The sequence below is a fragment of the Sulfitobacter sp. genome (assembly GCF_039977885.1).
Taxonomy (GTDB): Bacteria; Pseudomonadota; Alphaproteobacteria; order Rhodobacterales; family Rhodobacteraceae; genus Sulfitobacter.
In genome coordinates this window covers 1-20,379 of the sequence record NZ_JBDWCI010000011.1, presented here as the reverse complement: position 1 = coordinate 20,379, position 20,379 = coordinate 1, and the positions used below count along the sequence as shown (strand labels likewise).

The 20,379-nt window shown below is 54.0% G+C and carries 23 protein-coding genes and 1 pseudogene; 14 read left to right on the top strand and 10 right to left on the bottom strand.

The window, feature by feature from the left end; genetic code table 11:
- Window positions 1–2: 2 nt before the first annotated feature.
- The 11 genes and pseudogenes from phnC (at window position 3) to ABJM03_RS08355 (ending at window position 10,114) form a co-directional block, all read left to right on the top strand.
- Window positions 3–776 carry a phosphonate ABC transporter ATP-binding protein gene (gene phnC / locus ABJM03_RS08405; RefSeq protein WP_348416959.1) on the top strand — a complete coding sequence of 258 codons (774 nt, stop codon included), beginning with the start codon at window positions 3–5 and terminating at the stop codon, window positions 774–776.
- On the top strand, window positions 773–1,564 hold the full coding sequence (gene phnE, locus ABJM03_RS08400; RefSeq protein WP_348416958.1) for a phosphonate ABC transporter, permease protein PhnE: 792 nt from the start codon (window positions 773–775) through the stop codon (window positions 1,562–1,564). The genes phnC and phnE (ABJM03_RS08400) overlap by 4 nt, the downstream gene beginning before the upstream one ends.
- On the top strand, window positions 1,561–2,358 hold the full coding sequence (gene phnE, locus ABJM03_RS08395) for a phosphonate ABC transporter, permease protein PhnE (RefSeq protein ID WP_348416957.1): 798 nt from the start codon (window positions 1,561–1,563) through the stop codon (window positions 2,356–2,358). Before phnE (ABJM03_RS08400) ends, phnE (ABJM03_RS08395) begins: the two co-directional genes overlap by 4 nt.
- Before the next feature lie 67 nt (window positions 2,359–2,425).
- A complete protein-coding gene (locus ABJM03_RS08390; protein WP_348416956.1) occupies window positions 2,426–3,328 on the top strand; it encodes an HAD hydrolase-like protein in 903 nt (300 codons plus the stop codon).
- Window positions 3,329–3,769: 441 nt separating this feature from the next.
- The gene (locus ABJM03_RS08385) at window positions 3,770–4,312 is read left to right on the top strand and encodes a recombinase family protein (protein WP_348416955.1); all 543 of its coding nucleotides are present in this window, start codon (window positions 3,770–3,772) and stop codon (window positions 4,310–4,312) included.
- A gap of 249 nt (window positions 4,313–4,561) precedes the next feature.
- Window positions 4,562–5,017 (top strand): hypothetical protein, encoded by a 456-nt coding sequence (locus ABJM03_RS08380; protein ID WP_348416954.1) that lies wholly within the window; start codon window positions 4,562–4,564, stop codon window positions 5,015–5,017.
- A 584-nt stretch (window positions 5,018–5,601) separates the two neighbouring features.
- Window positions 5,602–5,893: pseudogene (locus ABJM03_RS08375) on the top strand (IS3 family transposase); the annotation flags it as partial.
- A 339-nt stretch (window positions 5,894–6,232) separates the two neighbouring features.
- Window positions 6,233–7,324, top strand: a complete 1,092-nt coding sequence (locus ABJM03_RS08370; protein WP_348416953.1) for an extracellular solute-binding protein — start codon at window positions 6,233–6,235, stop codon at window positions 7,322–7,324.
- A 25-nt stretch (window positions 7,325–7,349) separates the two neighbouring features.
- Window positions 7,350–8,201, top strand: a complete 852-nt coding sequence (locus tag ABJM03_RS08365; RefSeq protein ID WP_348416952.1) for an ABC transporter permease — start codon at window positions 7,350–7,352, stop codon at window positions 8,199–8,201.
- Between the two features lies 1 nt (window position 8,202).
- Complete coding sequence (locus tag ABJM03_RS08360) at window positions 8,203–9,045, top strand: ABC transporter permease (protein WP_348416951.1); 843 nt, start codon at window positions 8,203–8,205, stop codon at window positions 9,043–9,045.
- A 13-nt stretch (window positions 9,046–9,058) separates the two neighbouring features.
- Window positions 9,059–10,114 (top strand): ABC transporter ATP-binding protein, encoded by a 1,056-nt coding sequence (locus tag ABJM03_RS08355; RefSeq protein ID WP_348416950.1) that lies wholly within the window; start codon window positions 9,059–9,061, stop codon window positions 10,112–10,114.
- Here ABJM03_RS08355 and ABJM03_RS08350 read toward each other — a convergent pair.
- Genes ABJM03_RS08350 through speB form a run of 3 tightly spaced genes read right to left on the bottom strand, consistent with a single transcriptional unit; the run spans window position 10,111 to window position 12,472 of the window.
- On the bottom strand, window positions 10,111–11,061 hold the full coding sequence (locus ABJM03_RS08350; RefSeq protein ID WP_348416949.1) for an ornithine cyclodeaminase family protein: 951 nt from the start codon (window positions 11,059–11,061) through the stop codon (window positions 10,111–10,113). The two genes, ABJM03_RS08355 and ABJM03_RS08350, sit on opposite strands and share 4 nt — an antisense overlap.
- A gap of 1 nt (window position 11,062) precedes the next feature.
- Window positions 11,063–11,407, bottom strand: coding sequence for a RidA family protein (locus ABJM03_RS08345; protein WP_348416948.1), 345 nt, complete (start codon window positions 11,405–11,407; stop codon window positions 11,063–11,065).
- A gap of 12 nt (window positions 11,408–11,419) precedes the next feature.
- On the bottom strand, window positions 11,420–12,472 hold the full coding sequence (gene speB, locus ABJM03_RS08340) for an agmatinase (RefSeq protein ID WP_348336884.1): 1,053 nt from the start codon (window positions 12,470–12,472) through the stop codon (window positions 11,420–11,422).
- A 117-nt stretch (window positions 12,473–12,589) separates the two neighbouring features.
- Between speB and ABJM03_RS08335 the strand changes: the two genes are divergently transcribed.
- Window positions 12,590–13,504 (top strand): LysR family transcriptional regulator, encoded by a 915-nt coding sequence (locus ABJM03_RS08335; protein WP_348336883.1) that lies wholly within the window; start codon window positions 12,590–12,592, stop codon window positions 13,502–13,504.
- Window positions 13,505–14,029: 525 nt separating this feature from the next.
- Entirely contained in the window at window positions 14,030–14,515 is a 486-nt protein-coding gene (locus ABJM03_RS08330; RefSeq protein WP_348336881.1) for a hypothetical protein, read from the top strand.
- A 305-nt stretch (window positions 14,516–14,820) separates the two neighbouring features.
- Here ABJM03_RS08330 and ABJM03_RS08325 read toward each other — a convergent pair whose 3' ends face one another.
- Window positions 14,821–15,357, bottom strand: a complete 537-nt coding sequence (locus ABJM03_RS08325) for a hypothetical protein (protein ID WP_348336880.1) — start codon at window positions 15,355–15,357, stop codon at window positions 14,821–14,823.
- A 292-nt stretch (window positions 15,358–15,649) separates the two neighbouring features.
- On the opposite strand from ABJM03_RS08325, the gene speD reads away from it, so the two are divergent.
- Window positions 15,650–16,012 carry an adenosylmethionine decarboxylase gene (gene speD / locus ABJM03_RS08320; protein WP_348336879.1) on the top strand — a complete coding sequence of 121 codons (363 nt, stop codon included), beginning with the start codon at window positions 15,650–15,652 and terminating at the stop codon, window positions 16,010–16,012.
- Between the two features lie 14 nt (window positions 16,013–16,026).
- On the opposite strand, the gene ABJM03_RS08315 is transcribed toward speD, so the two are convergent.
- The 6 genes from ABJM03_RS08315 to ABJM03_RS08290 all read right to left on the bottom strand — a co-directional run.
- The gene (locus tag ABJM03_RS08315; protein ID WP_348416947.1) at window positions 16,027–17,568 is read right to left on the bottom strand and encodes a polyamine aminopropyltransferase; all 1,542 of its coding nucleotides are present in this window, start codon (window positions 17,566–17,568) and stop codon (window positions 16,027–16,029) included.
- The gene (locus tag ABJM03_RS08310; RefSeq protein WP_348416946.1) at window positions 17,568–17,792 is read right to left on the bottom strand and encodes a DUF350 domain-containing protein; all 225 of its coding nucleotides are present in this window, start codon (window positions 17,790–17,792) and stop codon (window positions 17,568–17,570) included. Before ABJM03_RS08310 ends, ABJM03_RS08315 begins: the two co-directional genes overlap by 1 nt.
- Window positions 17,793–17,804: 12 nt before the next feature.
- The gene (locus tag ABJM03_RS08305) at window positions 17,805–17,960 is read right to left on the bottom strand and encodes a hypothetical protein (protein WP_348416945.1); all 156 of its coding nucleotides are present in this window, start codon (window positions 17,958–17,960) and stop codon (window positions 17,805–17,807) included.
- A complete protein-coding gene (locus ABJM03_RS08300) occupies window positions 17,960–19,249 on the bottom strand; it encodes a DUF4178 domain-containing protein (RefSeq protein ID WP_348416944.1) in 1,290 nt (429 codons plus the stop codon). Before ABJM03_RS08300 ends, ABJM03_RS08305 begins: the two co-directional genes overlap by 1 nt.
- Window positions 19,246–19,860: a DUF4178 domain-containing protein gene (locus tag ABJM03_RS08295; protein WP_348416943.1), complete on the bottom strand. Its 615-nt coding sequence runs from the start codon at window positions 19,858–19,860 to the stop codon at window positions 19,246–19,248. The genes ABJM03_RS08300 and ABJM03_RS08295 overlap by 4 nt, the downstream gene beginning before the upstream one ends.
- Before the next feature lie 307 nt (window positions 19,861–20,167).
- Window positions 20,168–20,379, bottom strand: a 212-nt coding sequence (locus ABJM03_RS08290; RefSeq protein WP_348416942.1) for a transposase, incomplete at its 5' end; no start/stop codon positions are given.

Here is a 20,379-nt window from a genome sequence, read left to right as displayed (position 1 = left end):
ATATGCTAGAAATTAAGAATCTTGTGAAAAGATACGGGAAAGGTGCGCCTGTCCTGAAGGACCTAAACCTGTCGGTTGAAGGCGAACAACTGATGTCCATCATCGGATCGTCCGGCGCGGGAAAAAGCACGCTTTTGCGCTGTGTGAACCGTTTGGTTGAACCCACTTCAGGCAGCATCAGGCTGAACGGCACCGACTTTACGACGCTGGGCGCGAAAGAGCTGCGCAAGGCGCGTCGCCGTGTGGGTATGGTATTCCAAAGCTTCAATCTGGTGGACCGATTGAGCGTTATGGAAAACGTGCAGTCTGGCCGTCTGGGCTATATTTCCACGTGGGCCGCGGTTACGCGCCGCTATCCTGCCGAAGACATCGAACGCGCGTTTGAGTTGATGGAACGTGTGGGCATCGCCCAATACGCCGACAAACGCGCCGATGAGCTGTCGGGCGGCGAACGCCAACGTGTCGGCGTGGTGCGGGCCCTGATGCAGCGTCCTGAAATTCTGCTGGCGGATGAACCTACGGCGTCGCTAGACCCGAAAACATCCGAACAGATCATGTCTTTGCTGCGCGACCTTGCACGCGAATTGAATCTGCCTGTCATTATTAACATTCACAACGTGACCGAGGCGAAAGAATACAGCGACCGGATTGTCGGGATGCGTTACGGGCGGATCATCTTTGATGACAAACCAGCCGCGTTGGACGCAGTCCAGATGGATGAAATCTATGCGGGTACCCCGTCCGAGGACCGTCAGGAAATGGGTGCTGTCGCATGACCACCCAAACTGTCTGGCGTAAACCGCCGTTCATTAAATCGCCCGCTGTGCGCTGGGTGGTTTACATCACTGTCGCGGTCTATGTGATCGCGACCATTGCCACGTTACCCATCGATTGGGAACGCACAGCCGAAGGCCTGACACGCGCGCAGCGTATCTTCAACGGGGCGTTTCCGCCCAGCTTTGAACGCTCTGGCTTGCTGATTTCCGGTTTCATGGAAAGCTTGAAAATCGCGATCCTTGCGACCACGCTGGGGATGATTTTGTCGGTCCCACTGGCGTTCATGGCAGCACGCAATATCTCTCCCAAGCCTGTGTATCTGATCGGGCGCGGCACGTTCATTCTAGCACGCAGCTTTCACCCCGTCATCGTCGCGATCATCTTTGTGAAGGCCGTAGGCTTTGGCCCCTTGGCCGGTGCGCTGACGCTGACAGTCTATTCCGTCGGCTTTGTCGCCAAACTGTTGGCCGAGCGGATCGAAGAGATCGATTTCGGTCAGGTCGAGGCGATGCGCTCGGTCGGGGCGTCGTTCTTTAGTACGATGATCTACGCGATCTTGCCGCAGATCATGCCGCGCCTTGTGGGGCTCGGGATCTATCAGCTGGATAGTAACCTGCGGGCCTCTGCTGTGGTTGGCATCGTCGGCGCAGGCGGCATCGGGGCGACCCTTGCCAATGCGTTCGGGCGTTATGATTACGACTTCGCGCTTGCGATCACGATGGTCATCGTTGGGGCGATCCTGATTTCCGAAGCCGTCAGCGGCATGATCAGAAAGCGGATGACATGACACAGACACTCACACACGAATGGGCGCGGTTTACACCGGCGCAACGGATGAAACGCTATGTCGCGTTGTTGGCTGTCACGTTGGTGGTGGTCTGGGCCTTGGGCAGCATCGATGTGATCTGGGAATGGGTCTGGGATGCGCCGATCCAGCTGGTTGACCTATTCGCCCGCATGGTGCCGCCGGACCCGACCAATCTGCCGTCGATCCTTGAGGCTACGTGGCAAACTATCAACATCGCCACAATTGCCACGATGATTGCCGTCGTGTGGTCGCTGCCCGTCGCCTATATTTCGGCGCAGAACACGACGCCGAATGTGGTTTGCTTGTGGATCGGGCGCTTCATTCTAGTATCGTCGCGGTCGGTCAACACGATCATCTGGGCGCTGCTGTTCGTGGCGATCTTCGGGCCTGGCATCATCGCTGGTATCATCGCGATCATGTTCCGCTCTATCGGGTTCCTTGGCAAACTGCTGGGCGAAGCGATCGAGGAAATTGACCCCGCTCCGGTGGAAGCACTGGAAGCCTGCGGCGCGTCACGCTTCAAGGTGGTGCTGTATGGTATTGTCCCACAGGTGATGCCTGCGTTCTTTGCGATCAGCATTCTGCGTTGGGATATCAACCTGCGTGAATCCACGGTACTTGGCCTTGTCGGGGCAGGGGGCATCGGGATTATTCTGCAAGGCGCGATTGATACGTTCCAATGGCAAGAAGTGTCGATGGTCCTGCTGACGATCCTCGCTCTTGTCATCGCAGGTGAGGTCATCTCTTCCGCGCTGCGCAAGAAGCTTCTGTAATGATGATCGGGGCCGCTGGAACATCCGGCTGCCCCGATACTTTGCTCCCCTCTAAAGGACAGATTACGTGACGAAGCCTAATGTTCCGCTGACCACGCAACAGATATTCGACCGCTACGAAGAGGTCCGCCCACGGCTACCGCAGGTCACGACGCAGCCGAACACCGTCAACATCCAATCCCTGCTGGATATTGCCGACCAAGTCGACGCCTTCGTCTTCGATGCATTCGGTGTGTTGAACGTTGGCGAAACCCGGATCCCGGGCGCTGATGTTCGTCTTGATCAACTCCGCGAACGTGGTTGCGCCATCCGCATCCTGACCAACGCCGCCAGCTATGACCGCAGCGGTGCGATTGCCAAATTCAAACAGCTGGGCCTGCGAGTCGAAGACGATGAGATCATCACAAGCCGGCAAGCCGCCCTTGATGCGATGGGCGAAGGACACTGGGGCGTGATTGCCGCCGATGCAGACCAGCTCGAAGATCTACCTTCCACGGTGACACGCTTAACGGACACTGCCGCCGACTATGACACAGTGGAGCAGTTTATTTTCCTTTCAGCGGCGGATTGGACTGCTTCGCAGCAGGAGTTGTTGGAAGCCGCCATGCCGCGCAATCCGCGTCCGCTGTTAATCGCAAACGCCGATCTGGCCGCGCCCTGTGATGACGGGTTCTCGGTCGAGCCAGGGCATTTTGGCCATCTCATCGCCGACACCTTCCCTGACCATGTGCGCTTTTTCGGCAAACCGTTTCCCGAAGTCTATGATCTGATTGGGGCCTCACTCCCGACGACCCCGATGAACCGGATTGCGATGTGTGGTGACACACTTCACACGGATATTCTGGGGGCTGCAGCGCGGGGGTGGCGCACGGTTCTGGTCACGCAGGATGGACTATTCTCGGGCTATGATACACAGCCATTCGTCAGGCGTGCAGGTCTATTTGCCGATTGGAGCCTTTGTCGCATCTAGGTCTCGACGCATTGGGGCATACCGCGCGACCTCAAATATTTCTTGCCAGATCACGTCACGCAAAGTTCTCGTTCTCAAAAACTGCTTTCGTCTCGGCCTTCAAAATCAGGTTTAAACACCAACGGCGCGGTAGCTGTTGATTAAGATTTCATCGGCGCTACGTCCCTTAGCAGGTGGCAGCTTTGAGATAGAGCGTTACTCGTCAAAAAGTGTCCGAATGGCGGCTTTGGGCCGTTCTTTGGAGAGTGTTAACCTATGGAGCCGCAAAGCGGAGGACAGCAGGTCACCGCAGCCCGGTTTCTTTCTGGCGATCTCTTAAGCGATTCCACAAAGGTCTACCCTACGGAGACGTCATGAATTTCCGCAAGAGGTGTTCATTTAGGCTTGAATGAGTATTTATAGACAGTACTCTAAAAAGGTCTAGTACCATAGGAGAATTTCATGTCAGTTGTTGGTTACCGTCGTGTCAGTACGGTAGAGCAAAATTTCGACCGACAAGACTTGGGTCACGTAGATAAGCTCTTCGAGGAAAAGCTATCCGGCAAAAACGCCAATGACCGCCCAGCGCTTAACTCCCTGCTGGATTGGGTGCGAGAGGGCGACACTGTGGTGGTGCATAGCATCGATCGATTGGCCAGAGACCTACGCGACTTGCAATCGATCATTCAGAGACTGAACGACCAAGGGGCATCAATTACTTTCAAAACTGAAGGGCTGACGTTCTCCGCGAAGTCGGATGATGCCTTTGCAACTCTGCAATTGCAGATGATGGGAGCCTTCGCCGAATTTGAGAGAAACATTATCCGAAAGCGTCAGGCGGAGGGGATCGCTAAAGCGAAGGCAAAGGGGCTTTACAAGGGGCGTCCGAAAGTTGTCGATGACGCCAAAGTTAAAGAGCTGCGCCAATCAGGGATGGGTGCGACTGCGATCGCCAAAGAGCTTGGGATCGGCCGAGCCACAGTCTACAAATCTTTGAACTCTTGATACGGCAAGCACCGGTTTTGTTTAACGCCCGGGAAACTGTCTTGCCAAATAACGTCTACCTTTAACCTCAAACCCGAAGTCAGATTTCGGCCCAAAGGAGACATCCAGCCATCACCTGCGATGCTGCGGTGCGGCGGGAGTTTCCGTTTGTTTGGCCTTAACTGATAACGAGCGGATATCAACATTTACCCAAGGTTTATTTTAGGTCAAATTTATTTATCGTGGAAAGTATTCAAAGGAGATCGCTCTGTGGCTGAAGATCCAGATCCAAATGCAATGAGAGATGTCGAAGCCGTTCGCAGGCTACTGACGAACGCAGTTCGCTTGAAGCGAGAAGATATCGCAAATGCGTGTAGAATTCGCATCTATGAGTTATCTGGCTGTGACTACGATGACCCTATCGAACGACGATTGTGGCAGGCGGTAACCGCTTATGAGGAAACTCTTAGAGAGAAGCACGGTCGCAAACAACTGGCCAGCTACACCCGTCGAAAAATTGCGGCCAAGGGGGCTCTGCAAACCTTGACGGATTGGGCGCTGGATCCAAAAGTAACTCCTGGTTTCGAGGCCTTGGTGGCTGCCAGTGCAGTTAAATTTACTGGGGAGTACGTCGTGGTCGAATTTGCTGAAAGATTTCCTTTAGAAGCCGTGCAAGCCGCTCAATCCAAGCTCAAAGCCTATGGTGTTGAAGTCACTACATCTTAAAACCAACGGCCCATTCCCGCCGTTGCCCGAAGGGGCACACGCTGCGTCGCAGCTTTCGCAAAGCTGCCGGTCGACACCTGACGCAGCAAATTGACATCTCAATGTCGCCTGTGCGGACAAACCGGCCTTTTGCTCATGCAGCTAATGCTGACGCAGCATGTTCTTAGCGGCGTTACAGTCAACGTCGTCAGAGCGTCCATTCAACGTGGGTTGATAACGTAAATTCCAAACTGCATTTTCCCTGCGGTTGGGCAAATGCCTGAGCTCGGAACGCTTGACGAAAAAAAAGGTCGCGGCTCTCGTGGGTCTTGCACCAATCAATTGTGAAAGCGGCAAATACAAAGGGTGTTGTCGCATCAAAGGCGAGCGAAGCGGCTTGCGACGGCTTCTGTACCAAGCTGCATTATCAGCTGCTCGGTTCAATCCAGTCCTAAGCGACTTTGCAAAGCGATCGCGCGCAAAGGGCAAGCCACACAAGGTCGTTCTCATCGCAGTTGCTAGAAAATTGATTGTGTTGGTAAACTCTTTGCTCACCAAAAATACTGTGTGGAACCCGGAAATTTAATACAGTTGCTAGGGGCTATTCACAGTTTTTCAGAAATGATTGGCAATCGTTTCTCACCAAACACGATCTGGATGCCAGCATGAGCAGACGTGGGAACTGTCATGACAACGCCGTCGCCGAGAGCTTCTTTCGTCTATTGAAACGCGAACGCATCAGGCGACAGACGTACCTCACACGCGACGCTACGGCAGGACGTGTTCGATTACATCGAGATGTTTGGCAACCCAAACCGCATGCACACGAACAACGGCATGCTGTCACCGGTTGACTATGAAATGAAACAGCAGAAAATGAACGAGGCAGGCGTCTAGGGGCCTCGGGCCACCTCAGGGCAAGCGGGCTGGTCTAGGTGTGGAATGTCTATCACTCTGGGCTCACGTCCCATTAGATGCGCCAAGTTCCGTGAAGCGAGGCAAACCCGCCTGTCGCAGCCGTTGCAATTTTCACCAACAGCCCTTGGATCAAGTTAAAAAGAATTTCCAGAAATTTTCCAGTTTGATGCACTTGATGCTCATTAAGTTGGCATAAGTTGCATTTCGATGAAACAATCCTTGGTTTCAGCGGTATTTAAACTGAAGCGGTGTTTGCAATGATGCCCCAATCAAAGCAACGGCTCAAAAATGAGAGCCGACTTCCAACAGGGGAACATCATGACATACAAAATCTCGCGGCGCGGGCTTCTGGCCTCATCAGCGGCGACAGCAGGTGCCTTGGCAATGCCAACAATCGTTCGTGCCGCAGGTCACCAGCCACTGGCTGGCAAAGAGCTGCGCCTTTTGACGTGGTCCGACAACACAGGTCTTGCCATTCTGGACCACATTGCAAAGCCGTTCGAGGAAGCCACGGGCGCGCGTGTCATTGCAGACCGTACCGGATCCACATCTGAAATGGTTGCCAAATTACGCGCTGCTGGCGACCGCCCACAATATGACGTGATTACCCTTGCGGGTGTTGGCGCGGTTGAGTTGGCCGGAGATGGACTTTTGGCACAACCGGATCTGAACATGCTGCCAAACCTCGAACAGGTTGATCCGAGGTTCCGCACGGGTGCGGACGGGCACGGCATCGGTTACCTCCTGTGGACAGGCGGTTTGATCTACAACACGAAGACCTTCGCAGAGCCACCAAAATCCTACGCGGAAATGTGGGACGCATCCCACCAAAATCGTCTGTTCTTGCCGCCGTCCACGTGGACCGATGCACTCGACACGATCTTTGCGACAGGCAAGATGCTTGGTGGCGATGGCACCAACGCTGAAGAGGCATTTGCCAAATTGGCAGAGCTTCGCGATAGCTTGCTTACATTCGGTGAAAACCCTGCGCAAATCTCCGAGCTGTTCCGCTCTGACGCATTGGACATCGGCGGTGTCTATGCGCCTGCATTCTATGCGGATGAATTGAAGGACCCTGCGAATTCAAACATGGGTGCCACCTATGACATCGACGAAGGTTTCTTTGCGGATCTGATGTACACAATCGTTCCAAAGGCCAAGCCGGGTGACGATGACGTTGTTCATGCCTTCATCGATTTCACACTGGACGCAGATGTGCAGGGGAGAATGGCCGAAGCCGTCTTGAACGGCCCGATCAACCAAAACGCGGTGATGTCTGATGAGGCCAAAGCAAGCCCGTTCATCATCAAGCCCGAGCAAATGGGCGACACCGCTGTGGTGCATGACAAATCCTTCATCGCCGATGTGCGTGAAGATTGGATCACCCGTTACACACAAACCTTGGCGTGATCCGCCCAAGACAGGACGTTCCTCAGTGAGCCTTCAATTAACCAAATCAAAAGCGCTGGCATTTTCTTTGCCAGCGCTCATCGCAATTCTCCCCTTTCTAGGGGCGTGTTTTTACATCTTTCGGTTTTCCATTTCAGGCGAACAATCCCGCATCGAGGGCTTTTCGACCCAGCCCTATGTGGATTTGATGACGCCGTATTTTGGTCGTACCGTTTGGTTAACACTGCGGCTTGCGTTTATTGCGACCATCCTTGCCATGTTGATGGCGGTTCCGCTTGCCTTCCTGCTGACAAGCCTACGCAGTCCCTTTGCCCGCCGCAGCCTGACCATTGTGATCTTGCTGCCGCTCATTCTGAACCTGCTCGTGCAAGCCTACGGTTGGATATTGCTGCTCGGGCCCAGTGGGGTTTTGAATTCCACCCTGCGTAGCCTTGGCATCATTGAACGACCGATCTTTTTGCTGTTCAACGAGACGGGAGTCTTGCTGGGGTTGGTGCAAACCTCTCTCCCCTTGGCGGTCTTTCCGATTGTTAGTTCCGTTCGCGGCATATCGCGCGAACATCTGGAGGCGGCCAGTTCGCTGGGTGCCTCGCATTGGCGCATCTTCTTTGACGTGACCGTACCGCTGCTTCGGCCCGGATTATTTGGTGCAGCGTCGATCGTGTTTGCTTTCAATGCTAGCGCCTTCGCCATTCCGTTGCTGTTGGGTGGTCGCCGCGTCCAGATGATGGGCATCGCCATCCGAGATATGATTTCACCATTGTTTAATTGGTCTGGCGCTGCGGCGGCTGGCATGATCCTGATCTTTGTCACCATGATTGCGATGCTGTTTGCAGCATGGTTGGCGCGGATCACATCTGAAAAAGTGGAGCGCTGATATGCGGGTTGATCTTCTTCCAACTGAAGGGGGCGGCACCTATCGTTTTGTTATCATCCTGCTCGCGATCTGCGGCATCTTGATTTCCTCTCTGCCCGTCATTTTGGTAACGATCATGTCCTTCTCTGCGGCCGACAACACAGGCTTTCCGCCCGAAGCGTTGTCTTTGCGTTGGTATTCGGAAGTGACCGCGATGTTCACAACCGAAGACGCCAACAGCGCGCAATCGGTGGTGTCCTCAACGATCACCAGCCTTGTCGTCGCGGTCATCGTTATGGTGATTTCAACCGGTGTGTGCATTCCTCTGGCTTATGTTTTGGCGCGGGGTGATCGGCGCATTCGCAGCGGGATGGAACTATTGTTCACATTGCCCTTGGTCTTCCCGCTGGTGATCCTTGGCATTGCGTTTTTACTGATTGCCGAAAGCCTGCGGCTCGACATCGGCATATGGCGTATCATAATCCCTCATGTCGCGCTCGTCCTGCCGTTCGTACTGCGCAATTGCCTCAGCGCCATGAGCGGGATCAGCTTGGAAGTTGAAGAAGCTGCCGTATCGCTCGGTGCGTCTCCACTACGCGCAATATGGGATATTGTCATTCCGATGATGAAGGCCGGTATCCTTGCTGGCTTGATCTTTGCGCTGATCATCAGCTTCAACGAATTCACAATCACCTTCTTCATGTACACCGTTGATGTCAGCACGCTGCCGATCTGGATGTACAGCCGCACGGTGTCTTCGTTGGACCCATCAACACTGGCGCTGTCCGTGTTCATTATTGTCGCCGATGTTGTGTTGATTGTGCTTGTGGACAAGCTGATCGCCGGTCGCGCGAGCCTCTTTTAGAAAGTTCAAAGATATGGCATCTGAAACTCACCTTCACATCGAAAACGTGTCGAAAAAATTCGGTACCGTCGACGCGCTACGCGACGTTGATCTCAAAATAGAACGCGGATCTTTCGTGTGCCTTTTGGGGCCATCGGGCTGCGGCAAGACCACGTTGCTGCGCATCATCGCAGGGTTCGAGGCCGCAACCAAAGGCCGCCTGATCCTCGATGGACAAGACATTTCAAATCAGCCACCGCACAAACGCGGCTTTGGCATGGTGTTTCAATCGCTGGCGTTGTTTCCGCACATGAGTGTCGCGCGCAACATTGGCTATGGTTTGAAGTTGCGCGGCGTCAAAGGTGCGGCACAACGGGACCGTGTAGAAGAGCTGTTGGACGTGATCCAGCTACCGCACATTGCGGATCGCCCCGTTTCGGCCTTGTCAGGCGGGCAACGCCAACGGGTGGCCATTGCGCGTGCTTTGGCAATCCAGCCACCTCTGTTTCTGCTCGACGAACCGCTTTCCGCTCTGGACGCCCAATTGCGCGACAACATGCAGATCGAGCTGCGCCAGTTGCAACAAAAATTCGGCGTGACAACGGTTTTGGTGACCCATGACCAGCACGAAGCGATGATGCTGGCGGATGAGTTGGTTGTCCTCAAAGACGGTGCAATTCGCCAGTCTGCACCACCTTCACAAATCTACAACAATCCCGCAGACAGCTTTGTCGCGGATTTCCTTGGCGCGGCTAACCTGATCGAGGTAGGCGCAATGAAGGGGGGCGCGATCGATCTGTTCGGCACCCCCGTCAAAAGCACAGCACCCCATCAGGACGGCGACAAAATGCTCGCCGCTGTGCGGGCAGAACACGTGGGCCTGACCCCTGTTGCCAATGACGACCATGCGGGCATCGGCGCGATTTCTTTCATGCGTAATCTGGGTGCGGCAACCGAATTTGTCGTGGCAATTGATGGCAAGAACCTGCGCGTGCGTCGCTCAAGCGTAGAAGCGCAGGGCCTTGATGTTGGCTCAAAAGTGGCGCTGACATTCGACCCTGCGTTGGTTTCGCTGTTTAAGGCCGCTTAATGTGTCGTTGCGATGGCCTCATACGTAAGGATTGCCGCAGCCAAATCCTCCAATGCGGCACCGACGGATTTAAAGACCGTAATCTCATCATCATATCGGCGTCCGGCATGATACCCTCGTGCCAGATCGAATAAATCCGCCTTAATATCTGAAACGTAGAAGGCACCTTCGCGAATGGCTTGAACGATATCGCCACCTTCGGACAAAACACCGCCGCGCGTGTCAGCAAACACTGAGGCCATCGCGATCAGCGCGCTGTCAGTTTCGCGCATTTCCGGCTTAAACGCCCCGATAAGATCGATGTGCGTCCCTGGTTTTACCCAAGCCCCCTTGATCAGGGGGGCCCGAGATAGCGTGCAGCAACTGATGATGTCTGCCTGTAAGGTTGCGCATTCCAGATCATCAGTGGCCTGCGCGTCATACCCCAAAGTACGGGCAGCTTTTGCCACCTTTTCGGCCTGTTCGATGCGGCGTGCCCAGATCGTCACCGATGTAAGGGGGCGCACCGCAGTATGTGCTTCGATCACGTTAAGCGCCAGCTTTCCGGCCCCGACGACTAACAAATTGCTTGCATCCGGCCGTGCTAAATACTGCGCCGCAAGGGCTGACGCTGCGGCCGTGCGCCGTGCGGTTAATTCCGCGCCGTCAAGCACGGCAAACAATGCGCCAGTTTCACCTGACGACAAAAGATACGCGCCCGAAATTGCAGGTAACGATCGCGCTGAATTGCCGGGTATGACGTTGACCATTTTAACGCCGATGTATTTTCCCGGCGTCCACGCTGGCATCAACAACAAGGTGCCGCTGTCTTCGTTTGGGACCTCGACCTCATGATGGTGGCGCAATGGCATGACGCAGCCTGACCGAAACATCGCGTCCAGCCCGTCGATCAAGCGGGGCCACTCTAGCCCCGCCCGCGTTTCATTCGTGTCAAAAACCCGCAGCATATTACCGTTTTACGGCCGTAATCATGACCTCAACCAAATAATCTGGCGTGGCCAAGCGTGCCTCAACACAGGCGCGCGCAGGCGGATTTTTGGGATCAATCCATGCATCCCAAACAGCGTTCATATCCGCGAAGTTCGCGATATCGGCAAGCCAAACCGTCGCGGTCAGAATTTGGGATTTGTTACTTCCTGCATCCGCCAACAAGCGGTCGACCTCGGACAACATGTCTTTGGTCTGTGCGGTGACATCCGCCCCGCTGCCAACTTGACCTGCGAGGTAGATTGTATCACCGTGTACCACAGATTGGCTCATGCGAGTGTCAAGTTCGGTGCGTGTGATCGTCATTGGCAGGTATCCTTACTTTGGTGTTCTAGAGGGAGAGAATTGCATCAGACTCAGGATTTCGAATAACATTTGCGCGCCATTCTGGGCCGTGTTTGTTGTTGGGTCATAAGCGGGCGCAACTTCGACAACATCACCGCCGACAAGGTTCACGCCCTTCATGCCGCGGATTAGTTTGAAAGCCTCGCGCGTGGTCAGCCCACCGACCTCTGGCGTACCAGTTCCGGGCGCATAGGCTGGATCGAGGCTATCAATATCAAAGGAAAAGTAAGTAGGGCCATCTCCGACAACTTCGCGTGCCTTCGCGATGATGTCAGGCAGGTTTGCATCGGTGATGCTTGCGGCCTCGATCACGGTCATCCCTGACATCTCGGAAAATTCCCAGATGTATTTTGCGGCCCCTCGAATGCCGATCTGGATCGTGCGCTCGGGGTCAAGCAACCCGTCAAGCACCGCATTGCGGAAAGGGCCGCCATGGTGAAACTTCTCGCCTTCATAAGACCCACCAGTATCGCAATGGGCATCGATGTGGATCATCCCGACAGGGCCATCTTTTGCGGCAGCTTTTAGAATTGGGTGACTGATGGAATGATCGCCACCAACACCTAATGGGATCACATCATGCGCTACGATTTTGGCGACAAATTCTTCGATGTCAGCATGGCTTTGCGTGAGGTCAAACCGGCTCTGCATCGGCACATCGCCAATGTCTGCAACAGACATTTCGTGAACCGGAGCGCATTCAAGCGCGTCGTTGTAGGGACCAACGCGCTCGATACTTCGCAAAGCCCGTGGTCCAAACCGCGACCCGTTGCGATTGGTCACGCCAAGGTCCATCGGCACCCCATAAAGCGCAACATCCAAAGCGGAAATCTCAACACCCGAATTAAAGGGAATATGCGGCGCATCCAGCAATGTCGGCATACCGGCATATGGGGCAGGCCGACGCCCACCCTCAGAAAAGATTTTCGCGGCTATCCTTTGCGCCTTTGGATCGTGCAAGTCGCCGCCCGTTGTGTCCTCGAATTTCCGTTGCAAACGGGCGAGTTTTTCCGCCGACCAAGCCATACAAATCTCCTAATTGATCGCTCATGCCTAGCGCAGCCTGAGTGGTGAGTTAAATTTGAACATTTGGAAGTTTTGTTTCATAGTTATACAACTTGAATTACTCATGGATTTTCTCGTATGCCTCGACGCAAGAAAGCTTTTTCCGGCACGATCAATGACGTGGATTTACGTTTGATGCGTGTATTTAAAACCGTGATTGAATGTGGTGGCTTATCCGCTGCGCAGACCGAGTTGGGCGTTGGTCGATCCACGATTTCTCGGCAAATTTCGGATCTTGAGATTAGACTTGGGCTGCGTCTGTGTCATCGCGGGCGCAGTGGGTTCTACCTGACGCAGCAAGGTCAGCAGGCTTATGATTTCATTGACCACTTTTTGAAACAGAGCGAAGACTTTACATCGCGCATTGCCAGTATCAGCAACAAGTTGGTTGGAAAAATCGAAATCGGCATGATCGATTTTACAATAAGCGACGTGAAGAATCCGCTCGTATCCGCCATTCGTAGCCTTCAAGCTATGTCCCCAGATGTGTCGGTCACTATGATGACGGGATCGCCGAACGAGGTAGAGCGCGGCGTGATTGACGGCAAATTACACGTGGGGATCGTCCCCGATTACCAACGCCACCCAAGCCTTAATTATATGACGCTTTACGATGAACGCGTTGGGCTGTTTTGTGGTGGGAATCACCCACTGGTCGACGATTTACTTAACGGAGTTAAATTGTCGGACAGGGACGTTTGTAAGCACAAGCTGGTTCATCGTGGATATTTTGAAGGCGAGCGTTTACGCAAAAGAAAGCAAATCTTTCCGGTTGGCAGTACGGTCTACCAGACCGAAGCGGTACTTTCCCTTGTGCGAAGCGGTGTTTACTTGGGCTACTTCCCGTCTCATTGCCAAGACTTAATTCGTGATGAGTTCTATGAAATTCTGCCTGATGTTTTTGGCTATTCCACTCCGATCTGTGCCGTTTGGCGCACTGATCGAAATCAATCCGCGATCTTGCAGGACTTTCTCGATCTTTTGAAACCATAGGCTTTCTCCAAGATGCCGCCTGATGAGATGCGTCCTAATAGCATTGTTTGAACGTAAGAGAGACGGCGTGCGCGGTAAATTCCGCACAATATTTTGCGAAACCGGTTATCTGCGCAGATGCTGCAAACGGCAGCTAATTCCGCACTTTGATACTTGGCTATCATTCCTTTGCTGCAAATTGTCCGAATGACTGGTTTTCACGCTGCGTTGCGACAACAGAATTTTAGCGTTTGCAGCATAAGCAACGCTGCGAGCGCGCGCAGCACAAAATCAATGGGGCCGGTGTGGGCTCACAGCAGCCGTTCTCCGCTTTGCAGCATCACGTTGAGGCACCACACATTAGTTAGTCGCTCACGGCCCATAGCTGCCGTTGCCCGACGGGTCACACGCTGCGTCGCAGCTTTCGCAAAGCTGCCGTTCGACACCTGACGCAGCGAAATTGACAGCTCAAGGTCTGATGTGCGGACGGAGCTGTCATTGCTTTGTCGCTGGGTTCTGCGAAGATCATCCGATCCAACAGTGGAAATGATGATGAAACCGTCCGGCACATTTATTTTGGCAAACGCATTTGGCCTGCTTGTCGCCTCTATCTCACATGCTGCCGATCCGGCGGACCTTGGGGGCTTCGTGTTGGGCAGCACATTGCAAGAAGCGCAATACCATGCGCGCTCGCAGGATTGGACGCTTGAGCCGGTTTCAAAAAATCTGCCTGGAAGCTGGACTGTCGAAGGCACGAACCTTTCCCTGTTTATTTGCAACGGGCTGGTCGCCTCGGTCTCTGAGAGGCTGGCAGGCGACTTCGAGCAGTTCACGGCCCTCGTTTTCTCTATGCGACTGGAACTTGGTCAGCCACATATCAGCATCACCAACCTTCCTTCTGGTGTCGGCGTCATATCAACAATTGATGTCCGTTTCGACATGGCTGGCGGAGGTGCCGCCGTTCAACTCCAAAGCATCGGGGGAAACCGCACCCTCTCTACCAACCGTTGGATCGACTCCGCGTGCCAATGAAGGCTGCTGATAATCGCACGGAGTGCGCGGCAACGACGGGCTCGTTCCTGCCGTTCTCCGCTTCGCAGCATCATAGGCTGTCGGTCCAAATGCGAATAACATGAACGGCCCAAAGCCGACGTTCGAACGGACGAAAACGCTGCGTGGCGGCGATGCCATAAGCAGCCCTTCGACACGTGGTGCAGAACGGCTACTGTCAGAAGGTCGCGTTGAAGAATTGCGGTCAGTGGCTAGATTTTCTTTGACCCACAATTAGTCGTGCAGAATGTTCTGCAACTATTTCGATGTTTTGACTAACTCGATTGTCAGAATAGTTCTTCGTCGCTGATATCTGGCTGAATGGCATGCTGCTCGCCGCCACGAGCACGATAGTCAGCGTCGATTTCTACAATACCCTCGCGCATGAATGTCATTGCTCGTAGGCATAGCTCGATAAACTCACTGCCCTCCATCTGCTTGATATCCGTATCATCGACTGTCACGTACGCTCGCATATACGGGTGCTCGGTATCATTCGCGTGGTCTGTTTCCCAATGCTGAAAGGCATCGGTATGGATTCCGCCACGATGGGTCGCGATCTGGCGCGCACGCCCAAAGAAGCTATTGATCTTATCTGAATTGTTTGCACGCCACGCGTCGATTGCAGCAGTTAGCTTGGCATCGCCAGAATTTTTCGTCCGTTTCAGCATTTCTTCGTTGAGAGAATAGAATGCATTGAACAAACCGATGGCGTGATACCAAAGGCCGCCAGGACTGTTAAAAAGTCCACGTGCTGTTTCAGCAGATCTCAAGCCGTAACTGGCCTTCAAGAACAATTCATGCAGTAAGTTTGGACCAGCCATCTGAATACCATACCTCAACGTGCTTGGGTCGCCACAAAGTATAGAGGTTTCTGCCGAAAGCGACCTCAAAAAGGGGGCTGGAACCGGCCCAAAGGAGACATCGGACCGGTGCTGACGCTGCAGTGAGGCATCCCTTAAGCTGCCATACGTTATCTATGCAGCATCCCGACGGCCCAGAGACCTGCAATACGATCTGAGCTGTCTTTGATCATAAGTTTATACTTAAACGACGGCACTTGTATTGACTGACATAGCTGCACTAACAGTCTTATGATTACTGTTGGGACATACCATGCACTACACACCTGGAACTCATATTTTGCTGGATCTACACGACGCACATCATCTGAACGAAGTGGAGACGATCCGCAAAGTGATGCTCGATGCGGCGCATGAAGTCGGTGCCCATGTGGTCGATCAGAAATTCCACGTGTTTGGCGGGGGGGCCGGCGTGACCGGCGTTGTGTTGCTTCGAGAATCCCACATCTCGATCCATACGTGGCCGGAATCCTGCTTTGCCGCTGTTGATATTTTTCTATGCGGCGGGTTGTCGGCAGATCCGGCAATCGATCTGATGCGACGGGTCCTTCGGGCAGGTCGGGTTGAGGTGACTAAAGTTACCCGCGGGCAAAACCGTGATACGCCTGCAGGGTAAAGCTGACGGTAGGCCTACTGAAACCAAGCGTCCCATCCGTCTTGATAATATCGGACAAGTGGGTGGGTTTGGATAGTGTTTACTTCGACAGCGACGCGGCGCGTATCGGATGCGAAGACTTGCGCTTGTTCCCAAATCTCCGGCGTGGCGTAGCGAAGCCCCTGAGGCAGCAGCAAAGGCCGCTCGGCGAGCGCATATTGCGACACCATGACAAATCCCCATTCGCCAAAACTGGGCACATAGGTGTGATAGGGGCGCACAATCAACTGGCCTGAAGGAGCTGACGGATTGCGGGTGCCTTCCCACGTGGCTGCAACAGACCAGAATGCTTTGTGGGCAAAGAAGGGAGAGCCAGCTTGGGTGACCAGCACGCCGCGCGGGGAGAGGCGCTCAATCAGAGTGGCATAGAATTCGATGGAATAGAGTTTGGACAAAGACAGGTTTTTTGGGTCAGGCAAATCAATCACGATGACATCGAACACATCCTTGTTGTCTTGTGCGAAGGCCCATGCGTCTTGGTTCATGATAGTCACGCGGGGGTCCGATAAGGATTGGTCATTCAGCAATTTTAATTGAGCATGATCGCGAAAAAGCTCGGTAACGCGGGGATCAAGGTCGACCAGGGTGACCTGCACGACGTCCTCATATTTGAGTACTTCGCGCACAGCCATACCATCGCCTCCTCCGAGGATCATTACATTTGTTCGGCGCGGCGCGTGGGCAAGTGCAGGGTGGACCAGCATCTCGTGATAGCGGTATTCGTCAGCCGTATCGAACTGGATCGAATGGTCCAGAAATAAGCGGGTGCGGTCGCGAAAACGGGTGACAGCGATGTTTTGATACGGCGTTGTTTCTGACAGGATCAAATCGTCTTGAAACAATGCGGCATCCGCAACAGAGACAAGGCGTTCTGATTGCGCCAAGCCTGCGACCATAACAAGAAATGCGGCAGCGCAGACCCCTTTGAGGGTGTGAGATATCTTGTCGTGGAACATCGCAATCGAGATGCCAGCAACGACCAGATTGAGACAGCCGAACATCAGACTGGCCGACATCAATCCCAAATGCGGTACAATGACCAAAGGAAAGGCAAGTGACGCGATCAATGCGCCAAGATAGTCAACACTGAGAACATTCTCGAACCGAAACCGTGTCGCGCCGATCTCTTTGAGAACGCGTGCAATGAGCGGGATCTCCATGCCCGATAGCACGCCCACACATCCTAACATCAGATACAGCAAGAACTGGACTTCGCCAGTGTAGGCAAAGGCTGCATAGATAACAGGGGCCATTGCGCCGCCCACCACGCCAAGAGCGACCTGTACGCGGACAAACCCCTGCAGGGCGTCCACGGTGAAGCGTGAAAGCCACGCGCCCATGCCCATCGTTGCCAGAAAGACGCCAATCACAAAACTGAACTGGCGGACTGAATCGCCCAGCAAATAGCTCGACAAAGTCGCTGCAATCAGCTCGTAAATGAGGCTTGCAATCGCGACAAGCCACGTCGCAAGCAGCAGCCAGATGGCATGCTTGTTTTGCGCTGGTTGCGTGGACATCAGGACAGGATGACTGCCGCGATAATGATCGAGAGGGAGAGAAATACCGACGCGATCAGTATCGCAAGAGCCACGTTCTGATCGGTTTCAATTTCCTTGATGATGGGGAAAGGCGAAAATGTGCGAATAACCCACCAACACAGACAAAAAATCAAAATCCCGATCACGGAATACACTAAGGTCGAGACGATCTCGGCCCCTGAAACTGCTGAAAAAAGGTCCATACTTCCCGCTTTCTATTTTACGCGACCATTAATGCCGCCGCCAACGCCACCGATCCGAACGGACCGGTCCAAATCTTTGCTTTCTTGCCAGACGCTATTGACGGACAGGTAATAGCCAGCCCCCAGTGCCGCGACCGAAAGAACGATAAATATTGCGCGCGTCAGCATCAATCATCACTCCAGTCGCCATGCTTCATCCGGCGTTTCCAGTGCAGGTGTGGCCGCAGCAAGTGATACAGCCCAAAGAGCGCAAAAACCAGCCCAACAAATTGAAGCCATCTGCCATTTGTCACCCCCTCTTGCGTCACCACTTGGACTTGACTGAGCGGCGAACCGGTGCGTTGCCATGTCTCGGCCTCCTCAACGATGACTTCGACGAGGTAGGTGCCTGTTTGACGTGGAATAAATCGCAGCTCCGAGGTGCGGCGTCCTTCGCTCCACGCGCCGTCCTTGTCGCGGCCGGAATAACGCTCAACTGTGCGACCAGATTCGAACACCGGCACATCGTCGGGGTCAGTGACACCCACCCCGATAAAGGCCCAGCTGTTATCGACATTTGCCCACAGCCTGATCCGTGCAAGGCGGTCCTTTTGGCTCACGTCAAAGGCGATCTCTTGAGGGAGCTGGTCAAGGTCGAATTTGTGAATCTCTACGGTCCCGCGCCCTGAGAGGCTGACGGCAGTGAAGGACATCACAAATGCGATCAGAGCAAATATCGCGGCGGCACTTGCAAGAAACTTCTGATGGCGGCCAGCGACGTAGGGCTTGAGGACATTGAAACCCTTTGGCTTGGGCGGATCTGTTATGCCAAAAGAGGCATAGACCTTCTCAGCGGGCAGGTAGTGCGTCCGCCAAATCTCTTCCTCTGTTGCGGCTTCTTGGAAACCAAGCATGGCGGCATTGTTCAGCATCGATACGCTCACAACCTGCGCCCCAATCTGCGGCGTCCAATTAAACTCGCCTTCTACAAAGGTGATCGTGCTCGATGATGTCTCAAAGTAGGTGTAAGTGCCGTCCGCTGCCTCCACCTTGGGCGGGGTCTCGGATGTCTCTACCAGCAGCGTGCCAATCCATCCTGGGCGCGTCACGCCACGATACCGGCGCGTAAAGCTTAGATGACCGTTTTCTACCGTCAGGTAGGCATAGCCATGTGTCTGCGAGTACAGCTGGTGGTCGACCCATGTCCAAGTCCGCTTTTTCCACTGCTCCATCATGCCCAATGTGCCGATGATGGTGAACGGGATACCCTCGATCATGCCAGTCATACCGATAGAGAATGGTGACACGGGCCGCTCGAGATCGGAGAATGTGCGAAGCACCGCAAAGTTATCCTGCGCATCTAACTCTGATCCGCAATATCCGCACACCATGACCTGCACCCGGCCACCGCCCAAAACATCAAGCCCTGCGCCGCATGACGTACAGTTGATTGATTTTATCTCTGGTTTGCGGGTCAATGTTCGATCACCGTTTCGAATGCATAAGGATCAAGCCAGCTGCCGGTATACCAACCCGGTGCGCCCGTTGAAAATTCTCCGGACAGAATACGGCCCCCTTCGCCCTGACAATTTACATAAGAATAGCTCGAACCCAGTGTGAGCACTTCGGCAAATGAACCACGCACCGCGATACATGTTGCTGTGTCATTTTCCGTGACCCGGTAGCGGGTTCCGCGCACGTCAAAAAGTGTGCCCAGTTTAGGAACAGTTGTAATGTCGGGGGTGAACTGCTCAGACAAGGGGCGCTGCACAATGATGTCCCCTTCGTCCACGGATATCCATACCTCTTCGCCGTCAAGCGCGACGGCAAAGAACTCGTCCCACCAGCCTGTGCCATAGTCAAACCGGGCGTGCCCCATAACCTCAAAGCTGCTTGCACCAGTGCGCACGGTCTGGCCGATCTTGAACAGGAGCGGCGTATCGTGCATCTCGCCGCTTGCACCTGCGTTGCGCAAATGGTCAGTTTCGAGAAACAAGGTCGTAGCGCAAGAGCCACAGGTCATCATTTTCGCCGTCGCAAAGCGCCGCGCGAGAGCATATCCACAATTCGGGCAGTTTAATTTGGTCATTTATGCAGTTTACTAACTCTGGAGTTCGTGTCCACGAACAACAGTTGCGTAGAAAATACTACGACCATACCATTTGCGAGCCCATACTTTTGTCCCCCTGAGCATACCTCTCTATAGGCTCTTTGCGGCCCTTCGCTGCAATTGAACGAAAGAAAAACCTTGTCACCCCCCCAACGTCCGCTTCCTTCGGGTTGCCAGTTGACTTGGTGGGCGCAGCGAACTTCCGCTTCCCGCCAATTCTGTGGAAAAACGACGTGTTGCTGGCGCAGAAAGTAGCGTCCAAAAGTAGGCGCAAGCACCTTTCCTATCAGGCCGTTCGCATTTGCTGCGGTGCAGGAAAGATCTTGGCTAATTTGCGGAGGTTTTGGGCTGTTGCTACGAGTAAAAATTCGTCATTTGCGCCGAATGGGCCGCGTAATCGCAATCGTCCCAGCCCGAGGATGCGTTTGAGGTGGGCGAAGAGCATTTCCACTTTCTTCCGGAGCCGCATCGAGATGGCGTATTGCTTGGTCTTGGCAA